A 21,638-nucleotide genomic window follows, 5' to 3' on the forward strand; every position below is an offset into this window, starting at 1 on the left:
AGGAGGCCCAGACCGCCCGCGCCGCGGCGCTGAAGGCCGCGCAGGACGCCGAGGCCCAGCTTGAAGGCGGGCGGCGGATGGAGAACGTCGGCCGCCTGACCGGTGGTCTGGCGCACGATTTCAACGCCCTGCTGGGCGTCATGACCGGGGCCCTGGACATGATGCTGCGCCAGGCCGACGACCCCGTCCGCGTGCGCCGCATCGGTCAGGCGGCGCTGGCGGCCGGCCAGAAGGGCGAGCTGCTGACGCGCCGTCTGACCGCCTTCTCGCAGGGCGACGACGAACCCGTCCTGCGCGTGCTCGACGCCGGCGTTCTGTTGCGCGGCATGGAAGGCCGGCTGCGGGCCATGGCCGGGCCGGGCGTCGATCTGATGATCGAGGGACCGTCCGGGGACGCCCCGGTGCGGCTGGATCCCGTCGCCTTCGAAGGGGCGGTCAACAGCCTGACGCGCAACGCCGTCGACGCCGTGGCCGGTCAGGGCTCGGTCGCCGTGCGGCTGGAGGTCCTGCTGGAGGGCGGAGTCCGCCTGAGCGTCCGCGACAGCGGCCCGGGCATGGACCGCGACCTGGCCGCCCGCGCGGTCGAGCCCTTCTTCACCACCCGCGACGGCGCGGCGGGTCTCGGCCTGTCGCAGGCCTATGCCTTTTCGCGCCAGTCGGGTGGCGTCCTGTCGATCGACAGCGCCCCGGGCGAGGGCGCCGAGGTCTCCATCACCCTGCCCAACGCGAGCTGACCCCCGGCCCCCTTTCGCCGGCTCCACGGACCGGTGTAAGGTTAACGGGAGTTGGGAGGCTCGAAATGAAGCTGTTGCGCTTGATCGTGATGCTGGCGGTGCTCGGCTATGCCGGATGGCTGGCCTGGCCGTTCCTCTCTCCGCTGATCCAGGGCGCGGCGCCCGATGCGGCCCTCGCGCGGGCCGGGGCGGAGGCCTCATCGGGCGGCGAGCTGTTCGGTTTCCTGCCGGTGTGGACGCTGTGGGCCGGGGCGGTCGGCCTCTATGTCATCGCGGCGCTGATGCTCGGGGCCGGGAATGCGAAGGCGGCCGTGGCCTATTTCCTCGCCTTCGCCGCGGACGTCGTCCTGCGGCTGGCCATTGACCGGCAGGGGGGCGACGCCGCCGCCCGCTCCGGCGGACCCACGACCATGGCGGCGCCCGAGACCCTTCCGGGCATGCCGGTCGAACCGGTGTGGCTGGTCCTCGGCGCCCTGTTCCTGCTGGGCGTGCTGGTGGCGGTGGCCAGCCGGCGCATCCGGCGCAAGCGGACGGCCGGCCAGCTGAATTTCTGACGTCTGTCGGATCGGGGCCGTCGCACCTATATGCGGCGCCGCGGTTGACGCTCGCGGGCGGCGCCGTCAGGTTCCGCGCGCCTCCCCGCGCCCACCACAGACACGAGAGACCCCATGGCCGAAGCCGCTTCCCCCAGCACCTATGACGTCGTCATCATCGGCGGCGGACCGGGCGGCTACAATGCGGCCATCCGGGCCGGCCAGCTGGGGCTGAAGGCCGCCTGCATCGAGATGCGCGAGACCCTCGGCGGAACCTGTCTGAACGTCGGCTGCATGCCGTCCAAGGCCCTGCTGCACGCGTCGGAACTGTTCGAGACGGCCACGAAGGAGTTTCCGACGCTCGGGATCGAGGTCGGGACGCCGAAACTGAATCTCGGCCAGATGATGGGCCAGAAGCAGGACAGCGTGACCGCCCTGACCAAGGGCATCGAATTCCTGTTCAAGAAGAACAAGGCCGACTGGATCAAGGGCCGGGGCCGCATCGTCGGCAAGGGTCAGGTCGAGGTGACGGCCGCCGACGGCTCGAAGACGATCCTGACGGCGAAGGACATCGTCATCGCCACGGGTTCGGAGCCGACGCCGCTGCCGGGCGTGGCCTTCGAAGCGGACAAGGTCGTGGATTCGACCGGGGCCCTGTCGCTGCCGGCCGTGCCGAAGCACCTGATCGTGATCGGCGCCGGCATCATCGGCCTGGAGCTGGGATCGGTCTGGCGCCGTCTGGGGGCGCAGGTGACGGTGGTCGAATACCTCGACCGCATCACGCCCGGCATGGACAGGGACCTGGCCACCGCCTTCCAGCGCGTCCTGACCAAACAGGGCATGACCTTCAGGCTCGGGTCGAAGGTCACGGCGGCGAAGTCGGGCAAGGACGGGGTCGAGCTGACCGTCGAGCCGGCCGCCGGCGGACCGACGGAAACCCTGAAGGGCGACGTCGTTCTCGTCGCCATCGGCCGGCGTCCGTACACCGGGGGTCTGGGACTCGAGACGGTCGGGGTCGAGACGGACAAGCGCGGCTTCCTCGCCAATGACCACTTCAAGGTCGCCGACGGCGTGTGGACGATCGGCGACGTCACCTACGGCCCGATGCTGGCGCACAAGGCCGAGGAAGACGCCGTGGCCGTGATCGAGCTGATCGCGGGCAAGGCCGGGCACGTCGACTACAATCTGGTGCCCAGCGTGGTCTACACCGCCCCGGAAGTGGCCTGGGTCGGCAAGACCGAGGACCAGTTGAAGGCCGACGGCGTCGCCTACAAGGTCGGAAAATTCCCCTTCGCCGCCAATTCGCGCGCCAAGATCAACCATGAGACCGAGGGCTTCGCCAAGGTGCTGGCGGACGCCGCGACCGACCGGATTCTGGGGGTCCATATCCTGGGTCCGCAGGCCGGCGAGATGATCGGCGAGGCCTGCGTGGCCATGGCCTTCGGCGGGTCGTCGGAAGACATCGCCCGCATCTGCCATCCGCATCCGACGCGCTCGGAAGCTGTCAAACAGGCGGCCATGGGCGTTGAAGGCTGGACGATGCAGGCCTGATCACGGGGCGCGCGCTTCAGACGCCGGGAATTTCGAGCCTGCGGTCGGTCTGACGGCGGAGGCCCGAAAAGACCACCGTATTGCCCGGGAAGTCCAGGGTGACCTCGCGGAACCGGCCCAGCAGGTCGGCGCCGATCAGCATGGACGGCCGGCCCGACAGACCCAGGGTCTCGAAACAGTGCAGGTCGGCGAACAGCATCGGCGTGGCCCCCAGGCGCTGCGGTCCGAACCTGAGATCGTCGACCATCGCCAGGTCCGCGCTGAGGCTCTGACCGGTGACGCCGTAGATCGGCACCTCGCGGGCCGCCCGGCCGCCGTCGCGGCGACGGGCCGAGACCGCGCGCCGCAGCGCCAGATTGCCGATCGAATATTGCGCCCCGCTGTCGATGAAGGCCGCCGTCGGCTGACCATCCACGAGAATCTGGGTCATGATCATCTGGCCGAAGCGGCCGCGAACGGAGCGGATGCCCTCGCGGCGCAGGCGCGACCCGGTGACCATGTCGCCGCCCATACGGACGCTGACGCCCCGCACATTCAGGCTGGCCGTGCGGCGCGAGACGTTGAATTTCAATCGGAAACGATCCAGCACGTCCAGACCGATCAGACCGTCCGCGGCCAGCTGATCTCGCGGAAAGACCGGGCAGGCGAGGTTGCGGAATCCCAGTCCGCTGAGCTGCAGCCGGTTGATCGCCACGCTGCGCGTAACCCTGGCTTCGGTGATTCCGTGAACCAGTACGGACTGCAGCGGAGGCAGGGCCAACTGATCCGCCAGGGTGTCCGCGATCGAGGTCGTGCCCGCCCCGGTGTCGATCACGAAGGTGAACGGCCCGTGCCCGTCGATGAAGACCGCGGCGCCGACGCGCGTGAACAGGTTGCTCAGCAACTGGATCGGCCGGTCCTCGATCAGCGGTCCGACGGGGTCCTGCGCGGCGGCGGGGCCGGCGGGAAGGCCGAGGGCCCCGAGCCCTGCCAGCAAGACGCGACGGTCAAGGCCTGTCATTCAGTCACCTCTCGCGCCGTCTCCCTGGCGGATGGACCGTCACTGTAGGCGCGGCCGGACGACCCTGACCAGCCCGCCGTGGTCAGTGGCGCGGATGGGCGGCGGAATAGGCCGCCAGCAGGTGTTGGGCGTCGACGGCGGTGTATTTCTGCGTCGTCGACAGGCTGGCGTGGCCCAGCAGTTCCTGGATGGCCCGCAAGTCCGCCCCGGCGCCCAGCAGGTGGGTGGCGAAGCTGTGCCTCAGGGCGTGGGGCGTCGTCGAGGCGGGCAGGCCCAGCCGCCCGCGCAGCCGCTGGACGGTGGCCTGAACGTGCCGGGGCGTCAGCGGCCCCCCGCGGCGGGCGCGGAACAGGGCGTCGCCGGGCGCCAGCGCAAACGGCTGAACCGCCAGCCAGGCGTCCACGGCCGCCCGCACGGCCGGCAGGACCGGAGCCATCCGGGTCTTGCCGCCCTTGCCGGTGATGCGCAACGTCTCCGGCAGAGGCGTGTCGGCGAACGTCAGTGACAGGGCTTCGGATATCCGCAGGCCGCAGCCGTACAGCAGGGTCAGGACGGCGCGGTCGCGCGCGGCCTCCCACGGTTCGGCGTCGGGGTCGGTTTCCGGCTCCTGCATCAGGCCGCGCGCCTGATCCTCGCTGACGGGCCGGGGCAGGGACGGCTTGATGCGGGGGCCCCGCACCAGGGCCAGCTGCGGCGCGGGCGTGGCGCAGCGGCGGTCGAGGAAGGCGTGAAAGGCGCGGATCGCCGACAGGGTCTGGCTGATGGATCGCGCCGCCAGCGGATGGTCCCCGCCGCGCCGTTCGGCCAGATGGGCGCGGACCTCGGCGGCGGTGACGGTTCCCAGATCGGCCAGCCGCTGCGGCTCGCCGCGGTGGCGTTGCAGGAAGGCGAGATAGCCCCGGCCGATGCGGCCGTAGGCTTCCAGCGTATTGGCCGCCAGCCGGCGTTCGTGGGCCAGATGCTCCAGCCAGGCCGAGAGGGCCTGGTCCGCGGACAGGCCGGGAACGGTCAGCTGAGAATCGGCCATCGTTCGGCGGTCCGTTCCACCACCCGGGCGATGAAGGCCACCAGCTCGCAGCCCATGGTCGGGGCGAAGCCGTCCGGCTCGGGCGAGCCGAAGGCGCAGATGGCGTGGCGCGCCGGAGCTCCGGTGCCGGGGAACTGCGGGGCCATGCGGATCAGGGCGACCGACTTCACCCCGGTCTCGGCCGCGCCGAACAGGTTGAGCCCGTCGAAATTGGGGCCCAGCCAGGTCAGGCCGTGGTCGCCCAGCAGGGCGTCGACCCCGCCGGCCTCGAGCCCGCGCCAGCCGAAGGGCACGCCGCCCGGCTTCTCCATGGCGATGGCGGCCCCGGCGAGGCCGAACCGGCCCTGCGCCACGGCGTCGAGACGGCGGGCCAGATCGGAGGCGTTGCGCGCCTCCATCAGGTCGAGGGCGGCGACATGGGTCTGGGTCTGGGCGGCGAAATTGGCGCGGGCGATGGATTCGATGCGCTTGCGAGCGTCGGCCTCGCGCTCGGCGGCCTCTTCCAGCCGGGTCAGGGCGGCGCGGCCGAACTCGACGACATTGCGGCCATGGGGCTTGAGCCCGATCTCCTCCAGCAGGGAGCGATCGTCCAGCAGGATCTGGGCGTTGGTCTGCAGCCAGGCGCGGATTTCCGGCCAGTGAGGCTCTGCCGGCTTGGTCGAGAGGTCAGGCGAAACGCTCACAAACCTCTCCTCGAGGCACAGCTACAGAATGGACTGGCCGGTCTTGCCCCAGTCCGCCAGGAAAGCATCAAGCCCCTTGTCGGTTAACGGGTGTTTGACCAGGGCCTTGAAAACGTCAGCGGGGATGGTCGCGGCGTCGGCCCCGGCCACGGCGGCGGCGCTGACATGGTTCGGATTGCGCAGGCTGGCGGCCAGAATCTGCGTGTCGAAGCCGTGCACGTCGTACAGGACCCGGATTTCCTCCAGCAGGCCGATGCCGTCGGCGCCGTGGTCTTCCAGCCGGCCGACGAAGGGCGAGATGAAGGTGGCGCCGGCCTTGGCGGCCAGCATGGCCTGGGCGGCCGAGAAGCACAGGGTGACATTGGTCCTGATCCCCTTGTCGGCGAAGGCGCGCGCGGCGCGCAGTCCGTCCCAGGTCAGGGGCAGTTTCACCACCACGTTCGGAGCGATGGCGGCCAGCTTGTCGCCCTCCTTCACCATGGTCTCGAAATCGGTCGCCACGGCCTCGGCGGAGATGGGCCCCTCGACGAGGGCGCAAATCTCGGCGATGACCTCGGCGATGTTGCGACCGGATTTGGCGATCAGCGAGGGATTGGTGGTGACGCCGTCCACCATGCCGGTGGGGACCATGTCCCTGATGACGGCGACGTCGGCTGTGTCGAGGAAGAGTTTCATGCCAGTCTCTCTAGCGGAGCGGGCTGCCCGGTGAAAGTCGCCAGCGTCCTCATTCCCCTGCCGGTGCCCGAGGCCTTCGACTACGAGGTCCCCGAGGGGCTGGACGTCGCGCGCGGGGACCAGGTCGCCGTGCCGCTGGGGCCGCGGCTGATGCGGGGCATCGTCTCGGAGGCGCGCGAGACGACGGGCTCGAACCGGCGGCTGAAGGCCATCGACCATGTGCTGGACGATCCGCGCCTGCCCGAAAAGACCGTGGACTTCGTCGAATGGGCCGCCCGCTGGACGCTGAGCGCGCCGGGCGAGATGGCGGCGACGGCGCTGAAGGGCCTGCGCGCGCCGAAACCCCGGCCTGAACGGCGGGTGCGGCGGGTCGGCGACAAGGCTTCCGCCAGACCGACGGCGGCGCGGACGGCGGTGCTGGAGGCCCTGGGCCAGCGGTCCATGCCGGGGCCCGATCTGGCCCGGGCGGCGGGCGTGTCGTCGGGCGTCGTCAAGGGGCTGGTCGACGAGGGCGTGCTGGAGGTCATCGAGATCGAGGCGGTCGCCGCCTTCGACGCCCCCGACCCGGATCACGCCCCGGCGACGCTGAACGCCGATCAGGCGGCGGCGGCGCATGAGATGGCCGAGGCGACCGCGAAGGGCGGCTTCGCCCCCTTCCTGCTGGACGGGGTCACCGGCTCGGGCAAGACCGAGGCCTATCTGGAGGCGGCGGCGCGGACGCTGAAGGCCGATCCGGCGGCGCAGATATTGATCCTGCTGCCCGAGATCGCCCTGACCCAGGCCCTGATCTCCCGCATCACCGACCGCTTCGGCGCGGCCCCGGCGGAATGGCATTCGGGCGTCGCCCCGCCGCGCCGGCGGCAGGTGTGGGAGGCGGTGATCGCCGGGCGCTGCAACATCGTGGTCGGCGCCCGCTCGGCCCTGTTCCTGCCCTACGCCAACCTGCGGCTGGTGGTGGTCGATGAGGAGCACGACGGCTCGTTCAAACAGGAGGAGGGGCTGGTCTATCACGGCCGCGACCTGGCCGTGGCGCGGGCGCGGATCGAGGGGGCGACGGTGGTGCTGGCCTCGGCCACGCCGTCGCTGGAGACGCTGTGGAACGCCCATCAGGGCCGTTACGGCTGGCTCAAGCTGGCGGCGCGGCACGGGGCGGCCGTGCTGCCGGACGTGTCCCTGCTGGACCTGCGCCAGACCCCGCCTGATCCCCAGACCTGGCTGTCCCAGCCCCTGCGCGAGGCCATCGGCGAGACGCTGCTGCGCGGCGAGCAGACCCTGCTGTTCCTGAACCGGCGCGGCTATGCGCCGGTGGTGCTGTGCCGGGTCTGCGGCCATCGCCTGACCGCGCCCGATACCGACAGCTGGCTGGTCGAGCATCGCTACACCGGCCGGCTGATCTGCCATCTGACCGGCTTCTCCATGCTGCGGCCGAAACACTGCCCCGCCTGCGGGGCCGAGGATTCGCTGGTCTCGGTCGGGCCGGGGGTCGAACGCGTCGAGGAGGAGGTGCGCCAGCTGTTCCCGCAGGCGCGCACCGCGGTGTTCAGCAGCGACACGGCGCCGGACGCGAAATCCGCGCGGGCGCTGATCCAGCGCATGGCCGACGGAGAGATCGACATCCTTGTGGCCACCCAGGCGGCGGCCAAGGGCCACAACTTCCCGCACCTGACCCTGGTCGGGGTGGTGGACGCCGACCTGGGCCTGCGCGGCGGCGACCTGCGCGCGGCCGAGCGCACCTTCCAGCTGCTGACCCAGGCCACGGGCCGGGCGGGGCGGGCCGACAAGCCGGGCCGGGCCATCCTGCAGACCTGGACGCCCGAGCATCCGGTGCTGATGGCGCTGGCCGCGGGCGACCGCGACGCCTTCGTCGCGGCCGAGATGGCCGAGCGCGAGGCGGCCTCCCTGCCGCCGCACGGCCGGCTGGCGGCCATCATCCTGTCGAGCGAGAACGCCATGGCGGTCGAGAAGGTCGCCCGCGACCTGGCCGAGAACATCCCCAACGCCGGACGGCTGGAGGTCTATGGTCCCGCCGACGCGCCGCTGGCCCTGGTGCGGGGGCGGCGGCGCAAGCGGCTGCTGGTCCGCGCGGATCGCGACGTCGACCTGCAGGGCTTCCTGCGGGCCTGGCTGGCGCGGGTGAAGGTTCCGGGGTCGGTGCGGCTCAGCGTCGACGTGGACCCGTACAGTTTTCTGTAGCTGCGTTCTCCCTCCCCTTCATGGGGAGGGATGTCGGCGCGGAGCGACGACAGGGTGGGGTGCGTCTGAAATTCCCCACCCGGTCGCTGCGCGACCACCCTCCCCATGAAGGGGAGGGAGAGGACTAGCGCGGTCCCGTCAGCCGGATCTCGAACAGTTTCGGCCAGTTCTTGCCGGTGACGAACAGGCGGCGGCCCTCCGCGTCCCAGGCGATGCCGTTGAGGACCGCATCGGTCGGATCGAGCCCGGACCGGTCCGGCATCAGGCCGGTCAGGTCGATGACGCCCTTCACCACGCCCGTCGCCGGATCGATGCGGACGATGAAGTCGGTCTGCCAGACATTGGCGAAGACCTCGCCCTCGACCCATTCCAGCTCGTTGATCTGGCGCAGCGGCCGGCCCTGGACGGTGACCGGGACCCGGCCCGTTTCCGCGAAGGTCCGCGGATCAAGGAAGCGCAGCGCGGCTGTGCCGTCGGACAGGATCAGCCGCGTCGCGTCATGGGTCAGGCCCCAGCCTTCGCCGGCATAGGCGAACTCGCCGCGGGGCTCGAGCGTCGCCGGGTCCCAGACGAAACCCTGGCCGCCCTTCCATGTCAGGGTCAGGACGCGGTCGCCGAAGGCGGTCAGCCCTTCGCCGAACAAGGCCGGATCCAGTTCGCGTTTCTGTATCACCGCCCCGTCTTCCAGCCGCACCCGTCGCACGGTCGAGGGAGAACGGCCCGTGCTTTCCAGCAACTCGCCGTTGCGGAACTCCAGCCCCTGGGTGAAGGCGCCGGGGTCGTGGGGATACGCCCGGACAATCTCGAACCCGTAGACCGGGATCGGGGCCGGCGCGGAGGCCTCTATGGGGACCGGCGGGACCGTCGACTGCGCCGCCGCCGGCAAGGGCGTCAGCAGCGCAGCGAGAAGGAGGACGGCCCCCCGCATGGTCAGACTCCCGGTTCGGCCGTCTCGGCCTTGTTCAACGCCGCCTGCCGTTCCGCGAGGGCGGCCTGCTTCTTCTCGGAGGCCTTGCGGCTCCACATGTTCAGCACCTCGACCCCGGCCGAGAAGGCCATGGCGGCGTAGATATAGCCCTTGGGCACATGCGCGCCGAAGCCCTCGGCGATCAGCACCATGCCGATCATCAGCAGGAAGCCGAGCGCCAGCATGACGACGGTCGGGTTCTCGTTGATGAAATTCGCCAGCGGATCGGCCGCCAGCAGCATGACCGTGACGGCGACCAGCACGGCCACGACCATGATTGGCAGGTGATCGGTCATGCCGACCGCGGTCAGGATGGAGTCGATCGAGAAGACCAGGTCCAGCAGGATGATCTGGAAGATGGCCGAGCCGACATTGGAGATGACCATCTCGGTCTTGTCCTTCTCCAGCATGTCGTCGCTCTTCGTGGGATCCACGCTGTGGTGGATTTCCTTGGTCGCCTTCCAGAGCAGGAACAGGCCGCCGGCGATCAGGATCATGTCCTTCCATGAGAAGGCGTTGTCCATGACGGTGAAGACGGGGGCGGTCAGGCTGACGATCCAGGCGATCATCGACAGGAGGGCCAGACGCATGATCAGGGCCAGGGAGATGCCGATGCGGCGGACCCGCGAGCGGTGCTCGGGCGGCAGCTTGTTCGAGAGGATGGAGATGAAGATCAGGTTGTCGATCCCCAGCACCACCTCCATCACGATCAAGGTGACAAGGGCGGCCCAGGCGGCGGGATCGGATAGCAGTGCGACGATTTCGGTCATGAACCCCGGATAGGCCAGCCGGGGAGACCGCGCCAGAATTTTTCACCGCAGCGGGGCGCGGCAGGGCGCCGCGCTCGATCGCGCCTCTGGACCCGGCTCGCGGCCTCGCCTAGCCAAGGAAGAACTGCATTCGTTATCAGGTGAAGCGTGCCCTCAGGTCTAGCCGCCCTTCTCGACGACGTCGCCACGATCGCCAAAATGGCGGCGGCCTCGGTGGACGACGTCTCCGCCGCCGCCGGCCGCGCCAGCGTCAAGGCCGCCGGCGTGGTGGTCGACGACGCCGCGGTGACGCCGGGTTACGCCATGGGCTTCTCGCCCGCCCGCGAACTGCCCATCATCGGCAAGATCGCCATCGGTTCGTTGAAGAACAAATTCCTGATCCTCCTGCCCGGGGCCCTGCTGATCAGCGCCTTCGCGCCCTGGGCGCTGACGCCGCTCCTGATGGCCGGGGGCGCCTATCTCTGTTTCGAGGCGTGCGAGAAGCTGTGGGAGAAGCTGGCGGGTCACCGAGATGGCGATATCCCGACAGAGGCCCTGGCCCTGTCGTCCCGGGAACAGGAAAAGAAAATGGTCGGCTCGGCGATCCGCACCGACCTGATCCTCTCGGCCGAGATCACCGCCATCGCCCTGGCCGACCTGGCTGAACGGCCGCTGGCGACCCAGGCGGCGGCCCTGGCCCTGGTCGGATTGTTGATCACCGGAGCGGTCTATGGCGCTGTAGCGCTGATCGTGAAGATGGACGATATCGGCCTGCATCTGGCCGAGCGCACTTCGGCTCCGGCGCGCGCCCTGGGCCGGGGCATGGTCAAGGCCATGCCCGTCGTGCTGACCGGGCTGGCGACGATCGGCACCCTGGCCATGCTGTGGGTCGGCGGAGGAATTCTGGTCCACGGCCTGCATGAATACCATCTCGACGCCGTGCCGGACCTGGTCGCGAGTCTGGGACAGGCGGCCGGGCGCGTCCCGCTCATCGGTCCCGTGACGGGCTGGGTGGCGACGGCGGCCGCCTCGGCGGTCGTCGGCCTGGTGGTGGGGGGCGTCATCGTGGCGATCATGCACCTTGTCCCTCGCGGCAAGCGCGTCGCCCACTGACCGGGGTGCGGCAATCCGACGACTCATCTGGGCCCGCCTCGGTTGCGGCGCCCCGGTATGAGTGCTATCAGGCGCCCGGCTGAGCCGGAGGGCGCGTTGCAAGACGCGTCCCCGGCGTGCTTTCTTCAAGCATTTCAGGCCTTTGATCGGTGCGCACCCCGCCGCCGGTCGCAAACCCGAACGCTAACCCGCGCGGACCTTATAAGTGGCTGACGATTACAGGACGACGGAAGTCGGCAAGCGCTACGCACAGGCGCTGTTCGACCTCTCTGACGAGACAGGCGCCCTGAACGCCGTGCGCGCCGATCTGGCCGCACTGCGGGCCGCGTGGAACGAGAGCGCCGACCTGCGCCGGCTGGCCCAGTCGCCGGTCATCGCCGCCGAGGACCAGCAAAAGGGCCTGGTCGCCATCGCCGACAAGGCGAAATTCAATGGCGTGACGAAGAATTTCCTCGGCCTGCTGGCCCAGAACGGCCGCTCGCGCGACCTGCCGGGCGTGATCGCGGGCTTCGAGGCGCTGTATGCCAAGAAGACGGGCGTCGTCGCCGCCGAGGTCGTTTCGGCCCAGGCCCTGACCGCCGCCCAGATGAAATCCATCCAGACCGCGCTCCGCACCTCGCTGGGCAAGGATCCGGAGATGACCGCCCGCGTCGATCCGTCGATCCTGGGCGGCCTGAAGGTCAAGGTCGGCTCGAAACTGTTCGACGCCTCGCTGAAGACCAAGCTCGACCAGATGAAGTTCGCCCTCAAACGGGCCTGACCCCAACGCTCGCGGCTCCGACGGGGCCGCGCTGACAAGACGATAACAGAGAGCCTGTCATGGACATCCGCGCCGCCGAAATCTCGGCTATCCTCAAGTCGCAGATCGCCAATTTCGGCGTTGAAGCCGACGTGTCCGACGTCGGCCAGGTGCTGTCGGTCGGCGACGGAATCGCCCGCATCCACGGTCTGGACAATGTCCAGGCCGGCGAGATGATCGAGTTCCCGAAAGCCGGCGTGAAGGGCATGGCCCTGAACCTCGAGCGCGACAACGTCGGCGCCGTGATCTTCGGCCAGGACAACCAGATCGCCGAGGGCGACGAGGTCCGCCGTCTGGGCGAGATCGTGGACGTTCCGGTCGGCAAGGGCCTGCTGGGCCGCGTCGTCAACCCGCTGGGCGAGCCGATCGACGGCAAGGGCCCGATCCAGTTCACCGAGCGTCGCCGCGTCGACGTCAAGGCGCCGGGCATCATCCCGCGGAAGTCGGTGCATGAACCGATGCAGACCGGCCTGAAGGCCATCGACACCCTGATCCCGATCGGCCGCGGCCAGCGCGAGCTGATCATTGGCGACCGTCAGGTCGGCAAGACCGCCGTCGCCATCGACACCATCCTGAACCAGAAGAGCACCAACGCCGCCGCCACCAGCGAAGGCGAGAAGCTGTACTGCATCTACGTCGCCATCGGCCAGAAGCGCTCGACCGTGGCCCAGATCGTCAAGACGCTCGAGGAGCGCGGCGCCCTGGACTACACCATCGTCGTCGCCGCCACGGCCTCGGAGCCGGCCCCGCTGCAGTTCCTGGCCCCGTTCTCGGGCACGGCCATGGGCGAGTTCTTCCGCGACAACGGCATGCACGCCCTGATCGTCTATGACGATCTGTCGAAGCAAGCTGTCGCGTATCGCCAGATGTCCCTGCTGCTGCGCCGTCCGCCGGGCCGCGAAGCCTATCCGGGCGACGTCTTCTATCTGCACAGCCGCCTGCTGGAGCGTTCGGCCAAGCTGAACGCCGACTATGGCTCGGGCTCGATGACCGCCCTGCCGCTGATCGAGACCCAGGCCAACGACGTTTCGGCCTACATCCCGACGAACGTGATCTCGATCACCGACGGCCAGATCTTCCTCGAGTCCGACCTGTTCTACCAGGGCATCCGCCCGGCCGTGAACGTCGGCATCTCCGTGTCGCGCGTGGGCTCCTCGGCCCAGACCAAGGCGATGAAGAAGGTCGCCGGCTCGATCAAGGGCGAGCTGGCCCAGTACCGGGAAATGGCCGCCTTCGCGAAATTCGGCTCGGACCTCGACGCCTCGACCCAGAAGCTGCTGGCCCGGGGCGCGCGCCTGACCGAGTTGCTGAAGCAGCCGCAGTACAGCCCGCTGACCATGGAAGAGCAGGTCGTCTCGGTCTACGCCGGCACGCGCGGCTATCTGGACGGCATCGCGGTGGGCGACATCGGCCGCTTCGAGAGCGAGCTGCTGGCCCGCATCAAGTCGTCGAACGCCGGCCTGCTGGACGGCATCCGCGCCAAGAAGGACCTCACCGCCGAGCTCGAAGCCGAGCTGAAGTCGGTGCTGGACGCCTTCCTCAAGACGTTCGCCTGAGACCGGACCGGATAGCGAGAAAGTAGCGCCGGATGGCCAGCCTCAAGGAAATGCGCAATCGGATCGGAAGCGTGAAGTCCACGCAGAAGATCACGAAAGCCCTGAACATGGTCGCCGCGGCCAAGCTGAAGCGCGCCCAGGACCAGGCTGAAAGCGCCCGTCCCTATGCGAAGAAGATGGCCGCCGTGATCGCCAATCTGGCGGCCGGCGTGTCCGGCGACGGCGCGCCGAAACTGCTGGCCGGCACCGGGTCGGACAAGAAACATCTGATCGTCGTCGCCACCGGCGACAAGGGTCTGGCCGGCGGGTTCAACACCAACGTCATCCGGGCCGCGCGCGAGCGGATCAACAGCCTGGTCAGCGCCGGCAAGGACGTCCGCATCATCGCCGTGGGCCGCAAGTCCCGCGACGGCCTGTCCCGCCTGTACGGCGACAAGCTGGTGAAGACCTTCGAGATGAGCGACCACAAGGTCATTGGGCTGCCGGCGGCGGAGCCGATCGCCCGGCTGATCGCCGAAGAGTTCGAGGCCGGCCACGCCGACGTCGTGACCTTGTTCTACAGCCGCTTCCAGTCGGTCATCGCCCAGGTGCCGACCCCGAAACAGCTGATCCCGGCGGTCGTCGACGGCGACGCCGCCCCGATCGACCTGAACGGCGCGACCTACGAGTACGAGCCCTCCGAGGAAGAGATTCTCGAGACCCTGCTGCCGCGCAACATCACCACCCAGGTGCTGGCCGCCCTGTACGAGAACCAGGCCAGCTTCTTCGGGGCCCAGATGGGCGCCATGGACAACGCCACGCGCAATGCGGGCGACCTGATCAACAGCCTGACCCTGCAGTACAACCGCAAACGCCAGGCCCAGATCACCACCGAACTGATCGAGATCATCGCCGGCGCCGAAGCCCTCTGATCCGACCCCCGCACAGACACGCCAAGCACGACCTTCCGAACGGAACGAACCGATGACCGACACCACCGCCAAGAAACCCGCCCGCAAGCCGGCCGCTCCCAAGGCGCCCGCAGCCGCCGCCTCCACCGGCAACGCCGCCTATACGGCCGGCACCGGCGTGGGCCGGATCGCCCAGGTCATCGGCGCCGTCGTCGACGTCGAGTTCGAGGGCCAGCTGCCCGCGATCCTGAACGCCCTGGAGACCCAGAACGTCGACCAGAAGACCGGCAAGCCGTTCACCCTCGTGCTCGAGGTCGCCCAGCACCTCGGCGAGAACATGGTCCGCACCATCGCCATGGACACCTCGGAAGGCCTGACCCGCGGCCAGCCGGTGACCGACACCGGCACCTCGATCCTGGCCCCGGTCGGACCCGGCACGCTCGGCCGCATCATGAACGTCGTCGGCGCGCCGATCGACGAACAGGGCCCGATCAAGACCACCATGTACCGCCCGATCCACCGCGAGGCCCCGAGCTTCGAGGAGCAGTCGACCTCGTCGGAAATCCTCGTCACCGGGATCAAGGTCATCGACCTGATGTGCCCCTACACCAAGGGCGGCAAGGTCGGCCTGTTCGGCGGCGCCGGCGTGGGCAAGACCGTGACCATGCAGGAGCTGATCAACAACATCGCCAAGGCCTACGGCGGCTATTCGGTGCTGGCCGGCGTGGGTGAACGCACCCGCGAGGGCAACGACCTGTATCACGAGATGATCGAGTCCAACGTCAACGTGGACCCGGCCAAGAACGGCGGCTCGACCGAGGGTTCGAAATGCGCCCTCGTCTACGGCCAGATGAACGAGCCTCCCGGCGCCCGCGCCCGCGTCGCCCTGACCGGCCTGGCCCAGGCCGAATATTTCCGCGACGAAGAGGGCAAGGACGTCCTGCTGTTCGTCGACAACATCTTCCGCTTCACCCAGGCGGGTTCGGAAGTGTCCGCCCTGCTGGGCCGCATCCCCTCGGCCGTGGGCTATCAGCCGACCCTGGCCACCGAGATGGGCAACCTTCAGGAGCGGATCACCTCGACCAGGAAGGGCTCGATCACCTCGGTCCAGGCCATCTACGTCCCCGCCGACGACCTCACCGACCCGGCCCCCGCCGCCTCCTTCGCCCACCTGGACGCGACCACGGTTCTGAACCGCGACATCGCCGCCCAGGCCATCTTCCCGGCCGTGGACCCGCTGGACTCGACCTCGCGGATCATGGACCCGCTGGTCATCGGCGAGGAGCACTACCGCGTGGCCCGTTCGGTCCAGGAAGTGCTGCAGCAGTACAAGTCGCTCAAGGACATCATCGCCATCCTGGGCATGGATGAGCTGTCGGAAGAGGACAAGCTGATCGTGTCGCGCGCCCGCAAGATCAGCCGCTTCCTGTCGCAGCCGTTCTTCGTGGCCGAGCAGTTCACCAACTCCCCGGGCAAATTCGTCTCGCTGGAAGACACGATCCGATCGTTCAAGGGCATCGTCGCCGGCGAATACGACCACCTTCCGGAAGCGGCCTTCTACATGGTCGGCGCCATCGAGGAAGCCGTCGAGAAGGCCCAGAAGCTCGCCGCCGAGGCGGCCTGATGAAAGGCTGGGGCCACTTTCTGGTCCTGGCCGCATCGGCTGTCGCGGTCGCCGCACCCCCCGCGTCCGCGCAGGAGCGTCCGCACGCGGAGGAGCAGTTCGCCGCCATGATCTTGGTGCGAGATCTCTGCGTTAACGTCGCCGTGGAGGGCGTAGAAATGGCGGCGGCCGCCCGAGCGATCGGGGCCAGACCGATCGCCAATCCTTTGCCGGACGGCGAAATGGATCTTCAGCGGCAAGGATATTCGTGGCGCGGAGCGGACGCTGTCGTCGCCGTCGCGGGGCCTGCTCCCGGCTCATGCACTGTTGTCTATCTCGGTCCAGACGCGCTCAACGTCGGCGAAGGCATGAGAGCCGGAGTCATCGGGTCGCGTAAGGATATCGACCTTGAACTCAATACGACCTGCGGCACCGGGAACGGCTATCAGGTCTGCCCCTACGACGAGCTTCTGATCATCGACGACAGCGGTGAGCAGAGCGAGCGCCTCGGTTTGACCGTCCGGGCGATGCAGTCTCGACACGGTCCGATCGCCTACACTCACTTCCCCGGAAAGGCCTGAACATGGCGTCCAAACTCTCATTCTCCCTCGTCTCGCCTGAGCGCGAGGTCTTCAACGGCCTCGTCGACCAGGTCGATGCGCCCGGCGTCGAGGGCGATTTCGGCGTCCTCGCCGACCACGCCCCCTTCATGACCGCCCTGCGCGAAGGCGTGGTCACGGTCATCGACGGCGTCTCGCGGCGCCAGTTCGAGGTCCACGGCGGCTTCGCCGACGTGACCCCGGCCGGCCTGACCATCCTGGCCGAACAGGCCTCGGAAGTGGCCGCGGCGTAGGCCTTCAAGCCCTTGTCATCCCGGACGCGGCGCAGCCGCGATCCGGGACGCGCCCTCCCCAACCATCCTGCTCCCGGAAGGCGTAGCCTGTCCGGGAGCAGGGTTGATCCCACCCGGATCCCGGTTCAGCTCTTCGAGCTGCCCGGGATTTTTCATTTGTGGAGTTCGTCCCGTCCCGGCTCTCCGCTTCGCTGCGGCCGGGATGACAAGATCGGCGGTGCTTGACCCCCCGGTTGGAAGCCCTAGATAGCCCCTGCAGACGAGGCCACGTCCTCGCCCCGGCGATCCTTTATCGCGGGCAAAGTCCGGGACGGCCCGGCCCTTTGCAAGGAGGGCCGCACCCATGGCCTGGATCTATCTGATCATCGCCGGACTGCTGGAAATCGTCTGGGCGTATTTCATGAAACAGTCGGCGGGCTTCACCCGCCTGTGGCCCAGCGTGATCACCTTCGTGACCATGGGGATGAGTTTCGCCCTGCTGTCGGTGTCTATGAAGAGCCTGCCGCTGGGCACGGCCTACACCGTCTGGACCGGCATCGGCGCGGTCGGCGCCTTCGTGGTCGGGGCCATCTGGCTGAACGAGGGCGTGCATCCAATGCGGGTGACGGCCGCCGGCCTCGTCGTCGTGGGTCTGGTGCTGATGCGGCTGGCGCCGGCGCACTGACGGTGTAGCCTCCGCCGCGAGGAGGCTCCCATGCTCGAACTGCGCCCCAACTGCGAATGCTGCGACCGCGACCTGCCGTTCGACAGCGCCGAGGCCCGCATCTGCACTTTCGAATGCACCTTCTGCGCCGCCTGCGTGGACGGCGCGCTGAAGGGCGTCTGCCCCAACTGCGGCGGCGGCTTCGTCGCCCGGCCGATCCGGCCGGCCCGTCTGCTGGCGAAATATCCGGCGTCGATGACGCGGGTGTTCAATCCGCAGGGCTGCGCCGCGGCCTAGACAACCAGCGGCGCGAACACGGCCACGACCTGTTCATAGACCGCCCGCTTGAACGGCACGATCAGGTCCGGGGCGTCGCTGAGCGGGCCCCAGCGCCAGGCGTCGAACTCGATCTCGCCATGGGCCTCAAGGTCGATCTCGGACTCGTCTCCGGTGAAGCGGAAGGCGAACCAGCGCTGCTTCTGCCCGGCCCATCCCCGCGCCTGTTTCGTGCCGCCATAGCCCTCGGGGAAGTCGTAGACGATCCAGCCGTCGGTGGAGGCGATCAGTTCGGCGGAGACGACGCCCGTCTCCTCGGCCAGTTCGCGGCGGGCGGCGGTTTCCGGATCCTCGCCGTCGTCGACGCCGCCCTGGGGGAACTGCCAGTTATGCGGGGCCCCGGTCCCGGCCCGGCGCCCGTACCAGACGCGGCCGTCCGGATGGAACAGCACGACGCCGACATTCGGGCGGTAGCGGGAGAGTTCCTTCATAGGGATGAGGGATTAGGGATTAGGGATGAGGGAGGGAAGGGGTTATGGCGCGGGACGGAGCCGGGGAGGGCTGCTTCCTAATCCCTAATCCCTAATCCCTAATCCCTCGTCCCTATCTTCCCGGCCGCTGCGTCATCGCCGAGGCGGGCGCCAGCTGCAGTCCCCGCGCGTCGAGGTCGGCGGTCCAGCGGGCCACGGCCTCGACCGTGACCGGATAGCTGAAGCCCGTGCCCAGGGCCTGTCCATTGCCCTTGGCCAGGGCCTCCAGCGCATTCAGCTGCCCGACGATGGCGGCGGGGGTCTGTTGTTCGTCGATGACCCGGTTGGCGCTGGCGCGAGCCCAGGCGCCCGGGCGGCGGCTCATCGAGCCGTCGTCGAGGAAGGCGACGCCGCGCTGGCGCAGGATGCCGAGGAAGGCGTTCATCCCGGCGTCGGAGTTGGCGAACCGGTCGCCCATGTAGTTGGTGACGCCGAAATAGCCGGTGGCGCGGCCCAGCAGCCAGTTCATCTTGGCCGTGATGTCGGCGGGCTGGCCCGAGGCCAGGAGGGTGTAGGGGCCCGGATCGTTGTCGGGATAGCCGGTGGGCTCCATCGGCATTTCCAGCATGACCTCATGGCCCTGGGCGCGGGCGAGGTCGATCCAGGTCTGCAGGCCCTCGGCATAGGGCACGAAGCTCAGGGTGACCTCGGCGGGCAGGCGTTCGATGGCGGCGCGGGTGGTGGCGGCGTTCAGGCCGAGACCGCCGACGATCAGGGCCACCCGGGGCCGGCCGTTCGAGCGGAAGGGCCGGGCATAGGCCTGGGCCGGCACGCGGCCGTCCGAGGCGATGGTCGGCAGGGGGCCGTTGGGGCCCGGCTGGCTGAGCCCGGCGAGGGGGGCGGCCGGCAGGGGCGAGGCCGTCACGCGCGGCGCGGTGACCGGCGCGCCATTGCCGGAGACGGTGGCCCCGTTCGGCAGGGTGATGACCGCCTCGCCGGACAGGGCGGGATCGGCGGCCCCGCCTTCGGCCGCGACATCCTGCCAGGAGCCATAGGCGCCCATGGAGAAGGCCTCGAGGCCGGTGGGGACCGGGGCGGCGACGGGGGCTTCGCGCTTCAGCGCCGCGCGGGCCGACGGGGCGCCGGCGCGGGGATCGCCCAGCACGGTGATGAACAGGGCGGCCGCGCCCATCAGCATCAGCCCGGCGCCGGCGACGGCGACCGGCGGCTTGCTGAGGAAGCGGGCAGCGGGCGCGAGGTTTTCACGCATTGACCGGCGCACCGGGGGGATTGCGGCGGTGGCGGCCAGGACAGATTGGCGTTTGGCGAACATGGGCAAACTGGACGCTTGATGCGGGGGTCCGCGAAGCGGACTCCTTCAAGGGCCACTCTGGCGGGCGTCGGTTAAGAAACCCTAACGCGCCGTTAGGCATGGGCGCCCGCCCCTTGACGTCCCGGACCTAGTTCTCGGGCGCGGGCTCCGGCTCGACCGCGGCCAGGGTCGCGCCGGGCTCGGACACCACGATGCCCTCCGGCGCGGCGGCCAGCTGGGTCAGGTTTCCGCCGGCGCGCAGCACGTCGAAGGCCCGCTCCAGCTGATAGTCCTTGTCCTCGTCATAGGTCTCGCCGGGCGCCTCGCGGGGCGTGTGCGGCCCCTTGCGCTCGGCCCCGATCGACGAGTCCAGGGCGGTGGCGTAGGCGGCCTCGGAATAGATGAAGTTCGACCGCGACACGATCTTGGCCTCGGCGGCCGAGCGCGACACTTCCAGATCCGGCTCGACGCCGATCTTCTGGATCGAGGCGCCGGACGGCGTGTAGTAGCGCGCCGTGGTGATCGACAGGGCCCCGTCGGCGCCGCCGCGCAGGGGGATGACGGTCTGGACCGAGCCCTTGCCGAAGCTGGTCAGTCCGACCAGCGTGGCCCGCTGATGATCCTTCAGGGCGCCGGCGACGATCTCCGAGGCCGAGGCCGATCCATAGTTGATCAGCACCACCAGCGGCAGGCCGCCGATCTGGTCGCCCGGTCGGGCGGAATAGCGCTGGATCTGATCGGCCTTGCGCCCGCGCTGGCTGACGATCTCGCCGCGTTCCAGGAAGGCGTCGGACACGGCGATGGCCGCGTCCAGCAGGCCGCCGCCGTTGTTGCGCAGGTCCAGCACATAGCCCTTGATGGCGGGGTTCTCGGTCTTGAGCCGGGCGATGGTCTCGCTCAGTTCGCGGCCGGTGTTCTCGTTGAAGGTCGAGACGCGCAGATAGCCGAACTCGCCCTCGACCCGGCCGGTGACGGACTCGATCTTGATGACCTCGCGGGTCAGGACGACCTCCCTCGGCTCCTCGCCGTCGCGCAGGAAGGTGACCTTGACCGAGGTGCCGACGGCGCCGCGCAGCTTGTCCGACACCTGGCTGACCGTCAGGCCCGAGGCGTTCTGGCCGTCGATGGACGAGATGACGTCGCCGGCGTTGACGCCCGCGCGCGCGGCCGGCCCGCCGTCCATGGGCGAGATGACCTTCACCATTCCCGCCTCGGACTGGATGGTCAGGCCGACGCCCGAATAGGCCCCCGAGGTGCGTTCCTGCAGGTCGCCGTAGCCGTCCGGCGGCAGATAGTTGGAGTGGGGATCGAGGGCGGTCATCATGCCCTGCAGCGCCGCCTCGATCAGCTTCTTGTCGTCGACCGGCACGACATAGGCCTGTTCGACGATGCCCAGCACGTCGCCGAACAGCCCCAGCATGCGGAAGGCTTCGTTGCGCGGCGTCTGGCCGACGGCGGCGGCGCTCACGCCGACCATGGTCACGGCGGCGGCGCCTATCAGAAGCAGTTTACGCATCGGGTTTCTTTCAACGGTCAGGCGGCGGCCGCGAGCGCGGCGTGTTCAACAGATACGGACCGACGCGCGACCAAATCGTGGCCGACCGCCGATCCGCGGATAAAATCAGCGTCATCGCGGCTTGGGAAGCGGTTTCGGAGGAGCGGCCAGCCACTCGCCACGCCTTCACCGCAACCATGGCGCCGGATCGATCGGCCGTTCGTCGCGGCGCAGTTCGAAGGCGATCTCGCCGTCCGCGCCCGAGCGGCCCAGAACCTGGCCGTCGGCGACCCGGTCGCCCGTCTCCACCGCCGCCTCGTCCAGGCCCGACACCACGGCGCGCCAGCCCGGTCCGAGGTCGAGGATCACCACCTGCCCCCAGCCGCTCAGCGGGCCGGCGAAGGCGACCCGTCCGCTCGCGGGGGCGCGCGCCTCGGCCCGGTCCGCGCGCCAGCGCCAGCCCGTCGAACCGCGCCCGAACCGCTGCGACGGCGCGCCGTCGATCGGCGGCGTCAG

The 21,638-nt window shown here is 69.4% G+C and carries 23 protein-coding genes; 13 read left to right on the forward strand and 10 right to left on the reverse strand.

All coding sequences use genetic code 11. From position 1 onward, the window contains the following. From WC555_RS13730 to lpdA, 3 genes are all read left to right on the forward strand, one after another. On the forward strand, positions 1 to 734 hold a 734-nt coding region (locus WC555_RS13730; RefSeq protein ID WP_373254407.1), incomplete at its 5' end, for a sensor histidine kinase. Between the two features lie 65 nt (positions 735 to 799). After that, positions 800 to 1,288 carry a hypothetical protein gene (locus WC555_RS13735; RefSeq protein ID WP_373254410.1) on the forward strand — a complete coding sequence of 163 codons (489 nt, stop codon included), beginning with the start codon at positions 800 to 802 and terminating at the stop codon, positions 1,286 to 1,288. Between the two features lie 114 nt (positions 1,289 to 1,402). Beyond that, positions 1,403 to 2,818, forward strand: a complete 1,416-nt coding sequence (lpdA, locus tag WC555_RS13740; protein WP_373254413.1) for a dihydrolipoyl dehydrogenase — start codon at positions 1,403 to 1,405, stop codon at positions 2,816 to 2,818. 16 nt (positions 2,819 to 2,834) lie between these two features. Here lpdA and WC555_RS13745 read toward each other — a convergent pair whose 3' ends face one another. The 4 genes from WC555_RS13745 to fsa form a co-directional block, all read right to left on the reverse strand. Continuing rightward, entirely contained in the window at positions 2,835 to 3,818 is a 984-nt protein-coding gene (locus WC555_RS13745; protein ID WP_373254415.1) for a retropepsin-like aspartic protease, read from the reverse strand. A gap of 82 nt (positions 3,819 to 3,900) precedes the next feature. Then, complete coding sequence (locus WC555_RS13750; protein ID WP_373254418.1) at positions 3,901 to 4,845, reverse strand: tyrosine recombinase XerC; 945 nt, start codon at positions 4,843 to 4,845, stop codon at positions 3,901 to 3,903. Beyond that, positions 4,827 to 5,528, reverse strand: coding sequence for a DUF484 family protein (locus tag WC555_RS13755; protein ID WP_373254420.1), 702 nt, complete (start codon positions 5,526 to 5,528; stop codon positions 4,827 to 4,829). The genes WC555_RS13750 and WC555_RS13755 overlap by 19 nt, the downstream gene beginning before the upstream one ends. 21 nt (positions 5,529 to 5,549) lie before the next feature. Then, entirely contained in the window at positions 5,550 to 6,203 is a 654-nt protein-coding gene (fsa, locus tag WC555_RS13760) for a fructose-6-phosphate aldolase (protein ID WP_373254422.1), read from the reverse strand. Between the two features lie 30 nt (positions 6,204 to 6,233). Here fsa and WC555_RS13765 point away from each other — a divergent pair, with 30 nt between their 5' ends. Beyond that, positions 6,234 to 8,396, forward strand: a complete 2,163-nt coding sequence (locus WC555_RS13765; protein ID WP_373254424.1) for a primosomal protein N' — start codon at positions 6,234 to 6,236, stop codon at positions 8,394 to 8,396. Positions 8,397 to 8,520: 124 nt separating this feature from the next. Here the strand turns inward: WC555_RS13765 and WC555_RS13770 are convergent, their stop codons facing one another. Beyond that, positions 8,521 to 9,324 (reverse strand): glutaminyl-peptide cyclotransferase, encoded by an 804-nt coding sequence (locus WC555_RS13770; RefSeq protein WP_373254426.1) that lies wholly within the window; start codon positions 9,322 to 9,324, stop codon positions 8,521 to 8,523. 2 nt (positions 9,325 to 9,326) lie between these two features. Next, on the reverse strand, positions 9,327 to 10,133 hold the full coding sequence (locus tag WC555_RS13775; protein ID WP_373254428.1) for a TerC family protein: 807 nt from the start codon (positions 10,131 to 10,133) through the stop codon (positions 9,327 to 9,329). A 147-nt stretch (positions 10,134 to 10,280) separates the two neighbouring features. Between WC555_RS13775 and WC555_RS13780 the strand changes: the two genes are divergently transcribed. From WC555_RS13780 to WC555_RS13820, 9 genes are all read left to right on the forward strand, one after another. Beyond that, positions 10,281 to 11,225 carry a DUF808 domain-containing protein gene (locus tag WC555_RS13780; protein WP_373254430.1) on the forward strand — a complete coding sequence of 315 codons (945 nt, stop codon included), beginning with the start codon at positions 10,281 to 10,283 and terminating at the stop codon, positions 11,223 to 11,225. A gap of 205 nt (positions 11,226 to 11,430) precedes the next feature. Continuing rightward, a complete protein-coding gene (locus tag WC555_RS13785; protein ID WP_373254431.1) occupies positions 11,431 to 11,985 on the forward strand; it encodes a F0F1 ATP synthase subunit delta in 555 nt (184 codons plus the stop codon). A gap of 59 nt (positions 11,986 to 12,044) precedes the next feature. Further along, the gene (atpA, locus tag WC555_RS13790) at positions 12,045 to 13,580 is read left to right on the forward strand and encodes a F0F1 ATP synthase subunit alpha (RefSeq protein WP_373254434.1); all 1,536 of its coding nucleotides are present in this window, start codon (positions 12,045 to 12,047) and stop codon (positions 13,578 to 13,580) included. Between the two features lie 32 nt (positions 13,581 to 13,612). Then, positions 13,613 to 14,491: a F0F1 ATP synthase subunit gamma gene (locus WC555_RS13795; protein WP_373254436.1), complete on the forward strand. Its 879-nt coding sequence runs from the start codon at positions 13,613 to 13,615 to the stop codon at positions 14,489 to 14,491. A gap of 52 nt (positions 14,492 to 14,543) precedes the next feature. Then, positions 14,544 to 16,094, forward strand: coding sequence for a F0F1 ATP synthase subunit beta (atpD, locus tag WC555_RS13800; protein ID WP_373254438.1), 1,551 nt, complete (start codon positions 14,544 to 14,546; stop codon positions 16,092 to 16,094). Then, complete coding sequence (locus WC555_RS13805; RefSeq protein WP_373254440.1) at positions 16,094 to 16,654, forward strand: hypothetical protein; 561 nt, start codon at positions 16,094 to 16,096, stop codon at positions 16,652 to 16,654. Before atpD ends, WC555_RS13805 begins: the two co-directional genes overlap by 1 nt. A 2-nt stretch (positions 16,655 to 16,656) precedes the next feature. After that, positions 16,657 to 16,926, forward strand: a complete 270-nt coding sequence (locus WC555_RS13810; protein WP_373254442.1) for an ATP synthase F1 subunit epsilon — start codon at positions 16,657 to 16,659, stop codon at positions 16,924 to 16,926. A 343-nt stretch (positions 16,927 to 17,269) separates the two neighbouring features. After that, positions 17,270 to 17,590, forward strand: coding sequence for a multidrug efflux SMR transporter (locus WC555_RS13815; protein ID WP_373254445.1), 321 nt, complete (start codon positions 17,270 to 17,272; stop codon positions 17,588 to 17,590). 30 nt (positions 17,591 to 17,620) lie between these two features. Beyond that, complete coding sequence (locus WC555_RS13820) at positions 17,621 to 17,866, forward strand: DUF1272 domain-containing protein (RefSeq protein ID WP_373254447.1); 246 nt, start codon at positions 17,621 to 17,623, stop codon at positions 17,864 to 17,866. Here WC555_RS13820 and WC555_RS13825 read toward each other — a convergent pair. From WC555_RS13825 to WC555_RS13840, 4 genes are all read right to left on the reverse strand, one after another. Beyond that, positions 17,863 to 18,336, reverse strand: a complete 474-nt coding sequence (locus tag WC555_RS13825; protein WP_373254448.1) for an RNA pyrophosphohydrolase — start codon at positions 18,334 to 18,336, stop codon at positions 17,863 to 17,865. The genes WC555_RS13820 and WC555_RS13825 overlap by 4 nt on opposite strands. A 112-nt stretch (positions 18,337 to 18,448) precedes the next feature. Beyond that, positions 18,449 to 19,648, reverse strand: coding sequence for a divergent polysaccharide deacetylase family protein (locus tag WC555_RS13830; RefSeq protein WP_373254449.1), 1,200 nt, complete (start codon positions 19,646 to 19,648; stop codon positions 18,449 to 18,451). Positions 19,649 to 19,775: 127 nt separating this feature from the next. Beyond that, entirely contained in the window at positions 19,776 to 21,143 is a 1,368-nt protein-coding gene (locus WC555_RS13835; RefSeq protein WP_373254451.1) for a S41 family peptidase, read from the reverse strand. 165 nt (positions 21,144 to 21,308) lie between these two features. Further along, positions 21,309 to 21,638: murein hydrolase activator EnvC (locus WC555_RS13840; protein ID WP_373254454.1), on the reverse strand; the 330-nt coding region annotated here is incomplete at its 5' end.

It is taken from the genome of Brevundimonas sp. (assembly GCF_041648615.1).
Lineage (GTDB): Bacteria > Pseudomonadota > Alphaproteobacteria > Caulobacterales > Caulobacteraceae > Brevundimonas.

Coding starts and splice junctions, on each gene's coding strand:
- WC555_RS13825 (WP_373254448.1), bottom strand. CDS start 18,336: ATGAAGGAACTCTCCCGCTACCGCCCGAATGTCGGCGTCGTGCTGTTC.
- fsa (WP_373254422.1), bottom strand. CDS start 6,203: ATGAAACTCTTCCTCGACACAGCCGACGTCGCCGTCATCAGGGACATG.
- WC555_RS13750 (WP_373254418.1), bottom strand. CDS start 4,845: ATGGCCGATTCTCAGCTGACCGTTCCCGGCCTGTCCGCGGACCAGGCC.
- WC555_RS13805 (WP_373254440.1), top strand. CDS start 16,094: ATGAAAGGCTGGGGCCACTTTCTGGTCCTGGCCGCATCGGCTGTCGCG.
- WC555_RS13770 (WP_373254426.1), bottom strand. CDS start 9,324: ATGCGGGGGGCCGTCCTCCTTCTCGCTGCGCTGCTGACGCCCTTGCCG.
- WC555_RS13820 (WP_373254447.1), top strand. CDS start 17,621: ATGCTCGAACTGCGCCCCAACTGCGAATGCTGCGACCGCGACCTGCCG.
- WC555_RS13795 (WP_373254436.1), top strand. CDS start 13,613: ATGGCCAGCCTCAAGGAAATGCGCAATCGGATCGGAAGCGTGAAGTCC.
- WC555_RS13775 (WP_373254428.1), bottom strand. CDS start 10,133: ATGACCGAAATCGTCGCACTGCTATCCGATCCCGCCGCCTGGGCCGCC.
- WC555_RS13810 (WP_373254442.1), top strand. CDS start 16,657: ATGGCGTCCAAACTCTCATTCTCCCTCGTCTCGCCTGAGCGCGAGGTC.
- atpD (WP_373254438.1), top strand. CDS start 14,544: ATGACCGACACCACCGCCAAGAAACCCGCCCGCAAGCCGGCCGCTCCC.
- lpdA (WP_373254413.1), top strand. CDS start 1,403: ATGGCCGAAGCCGCTTCCCCCAGCACCTATGACGTCGTCATCATCGGC.
- WC555_RS13745 (WP_373254415.1), bottom strand. CDS start 3,818: ATGACAGGCCTTGACCGTCGCGTCTTGCTGGCAGGGCTCGGGGCCCTC.
- WC555_RS13830 (WP_373254449.1), bottom strand. CDS start 19,648: ATGTTCGCCAAACGCCAATCTGTCCTGGCCGCCACCGCCGCAATCCCC.
- WC555_RS13835 (WP_373254451.1), bottom strand. CDS start 21,143: ATGCGTAAACTGCTTCTGATAGGCGCCGCCGCCGTGACCATGGTCGGC.
- WC555_RS13735 (WP_373254410.1), top strand. CDS start 800: ATGAAGCTGTTGCGCTTGATCGTGATGCTGGCGGTGCTCGGCTATGCC.
- atpA (WP_373254434.1), top strand. CDS start 12,045: ATGGACATCCGCGCCGCCGAAATCTCGGCTATCCTCAAGTCGCAGATC.
- WC555_RS13815 (WP_373254445.1), top strand. CDS start 17,270: ATGGCCTGGATCTATCTGATCATCGCCGGACTGCTGGAAATCGTCTGG.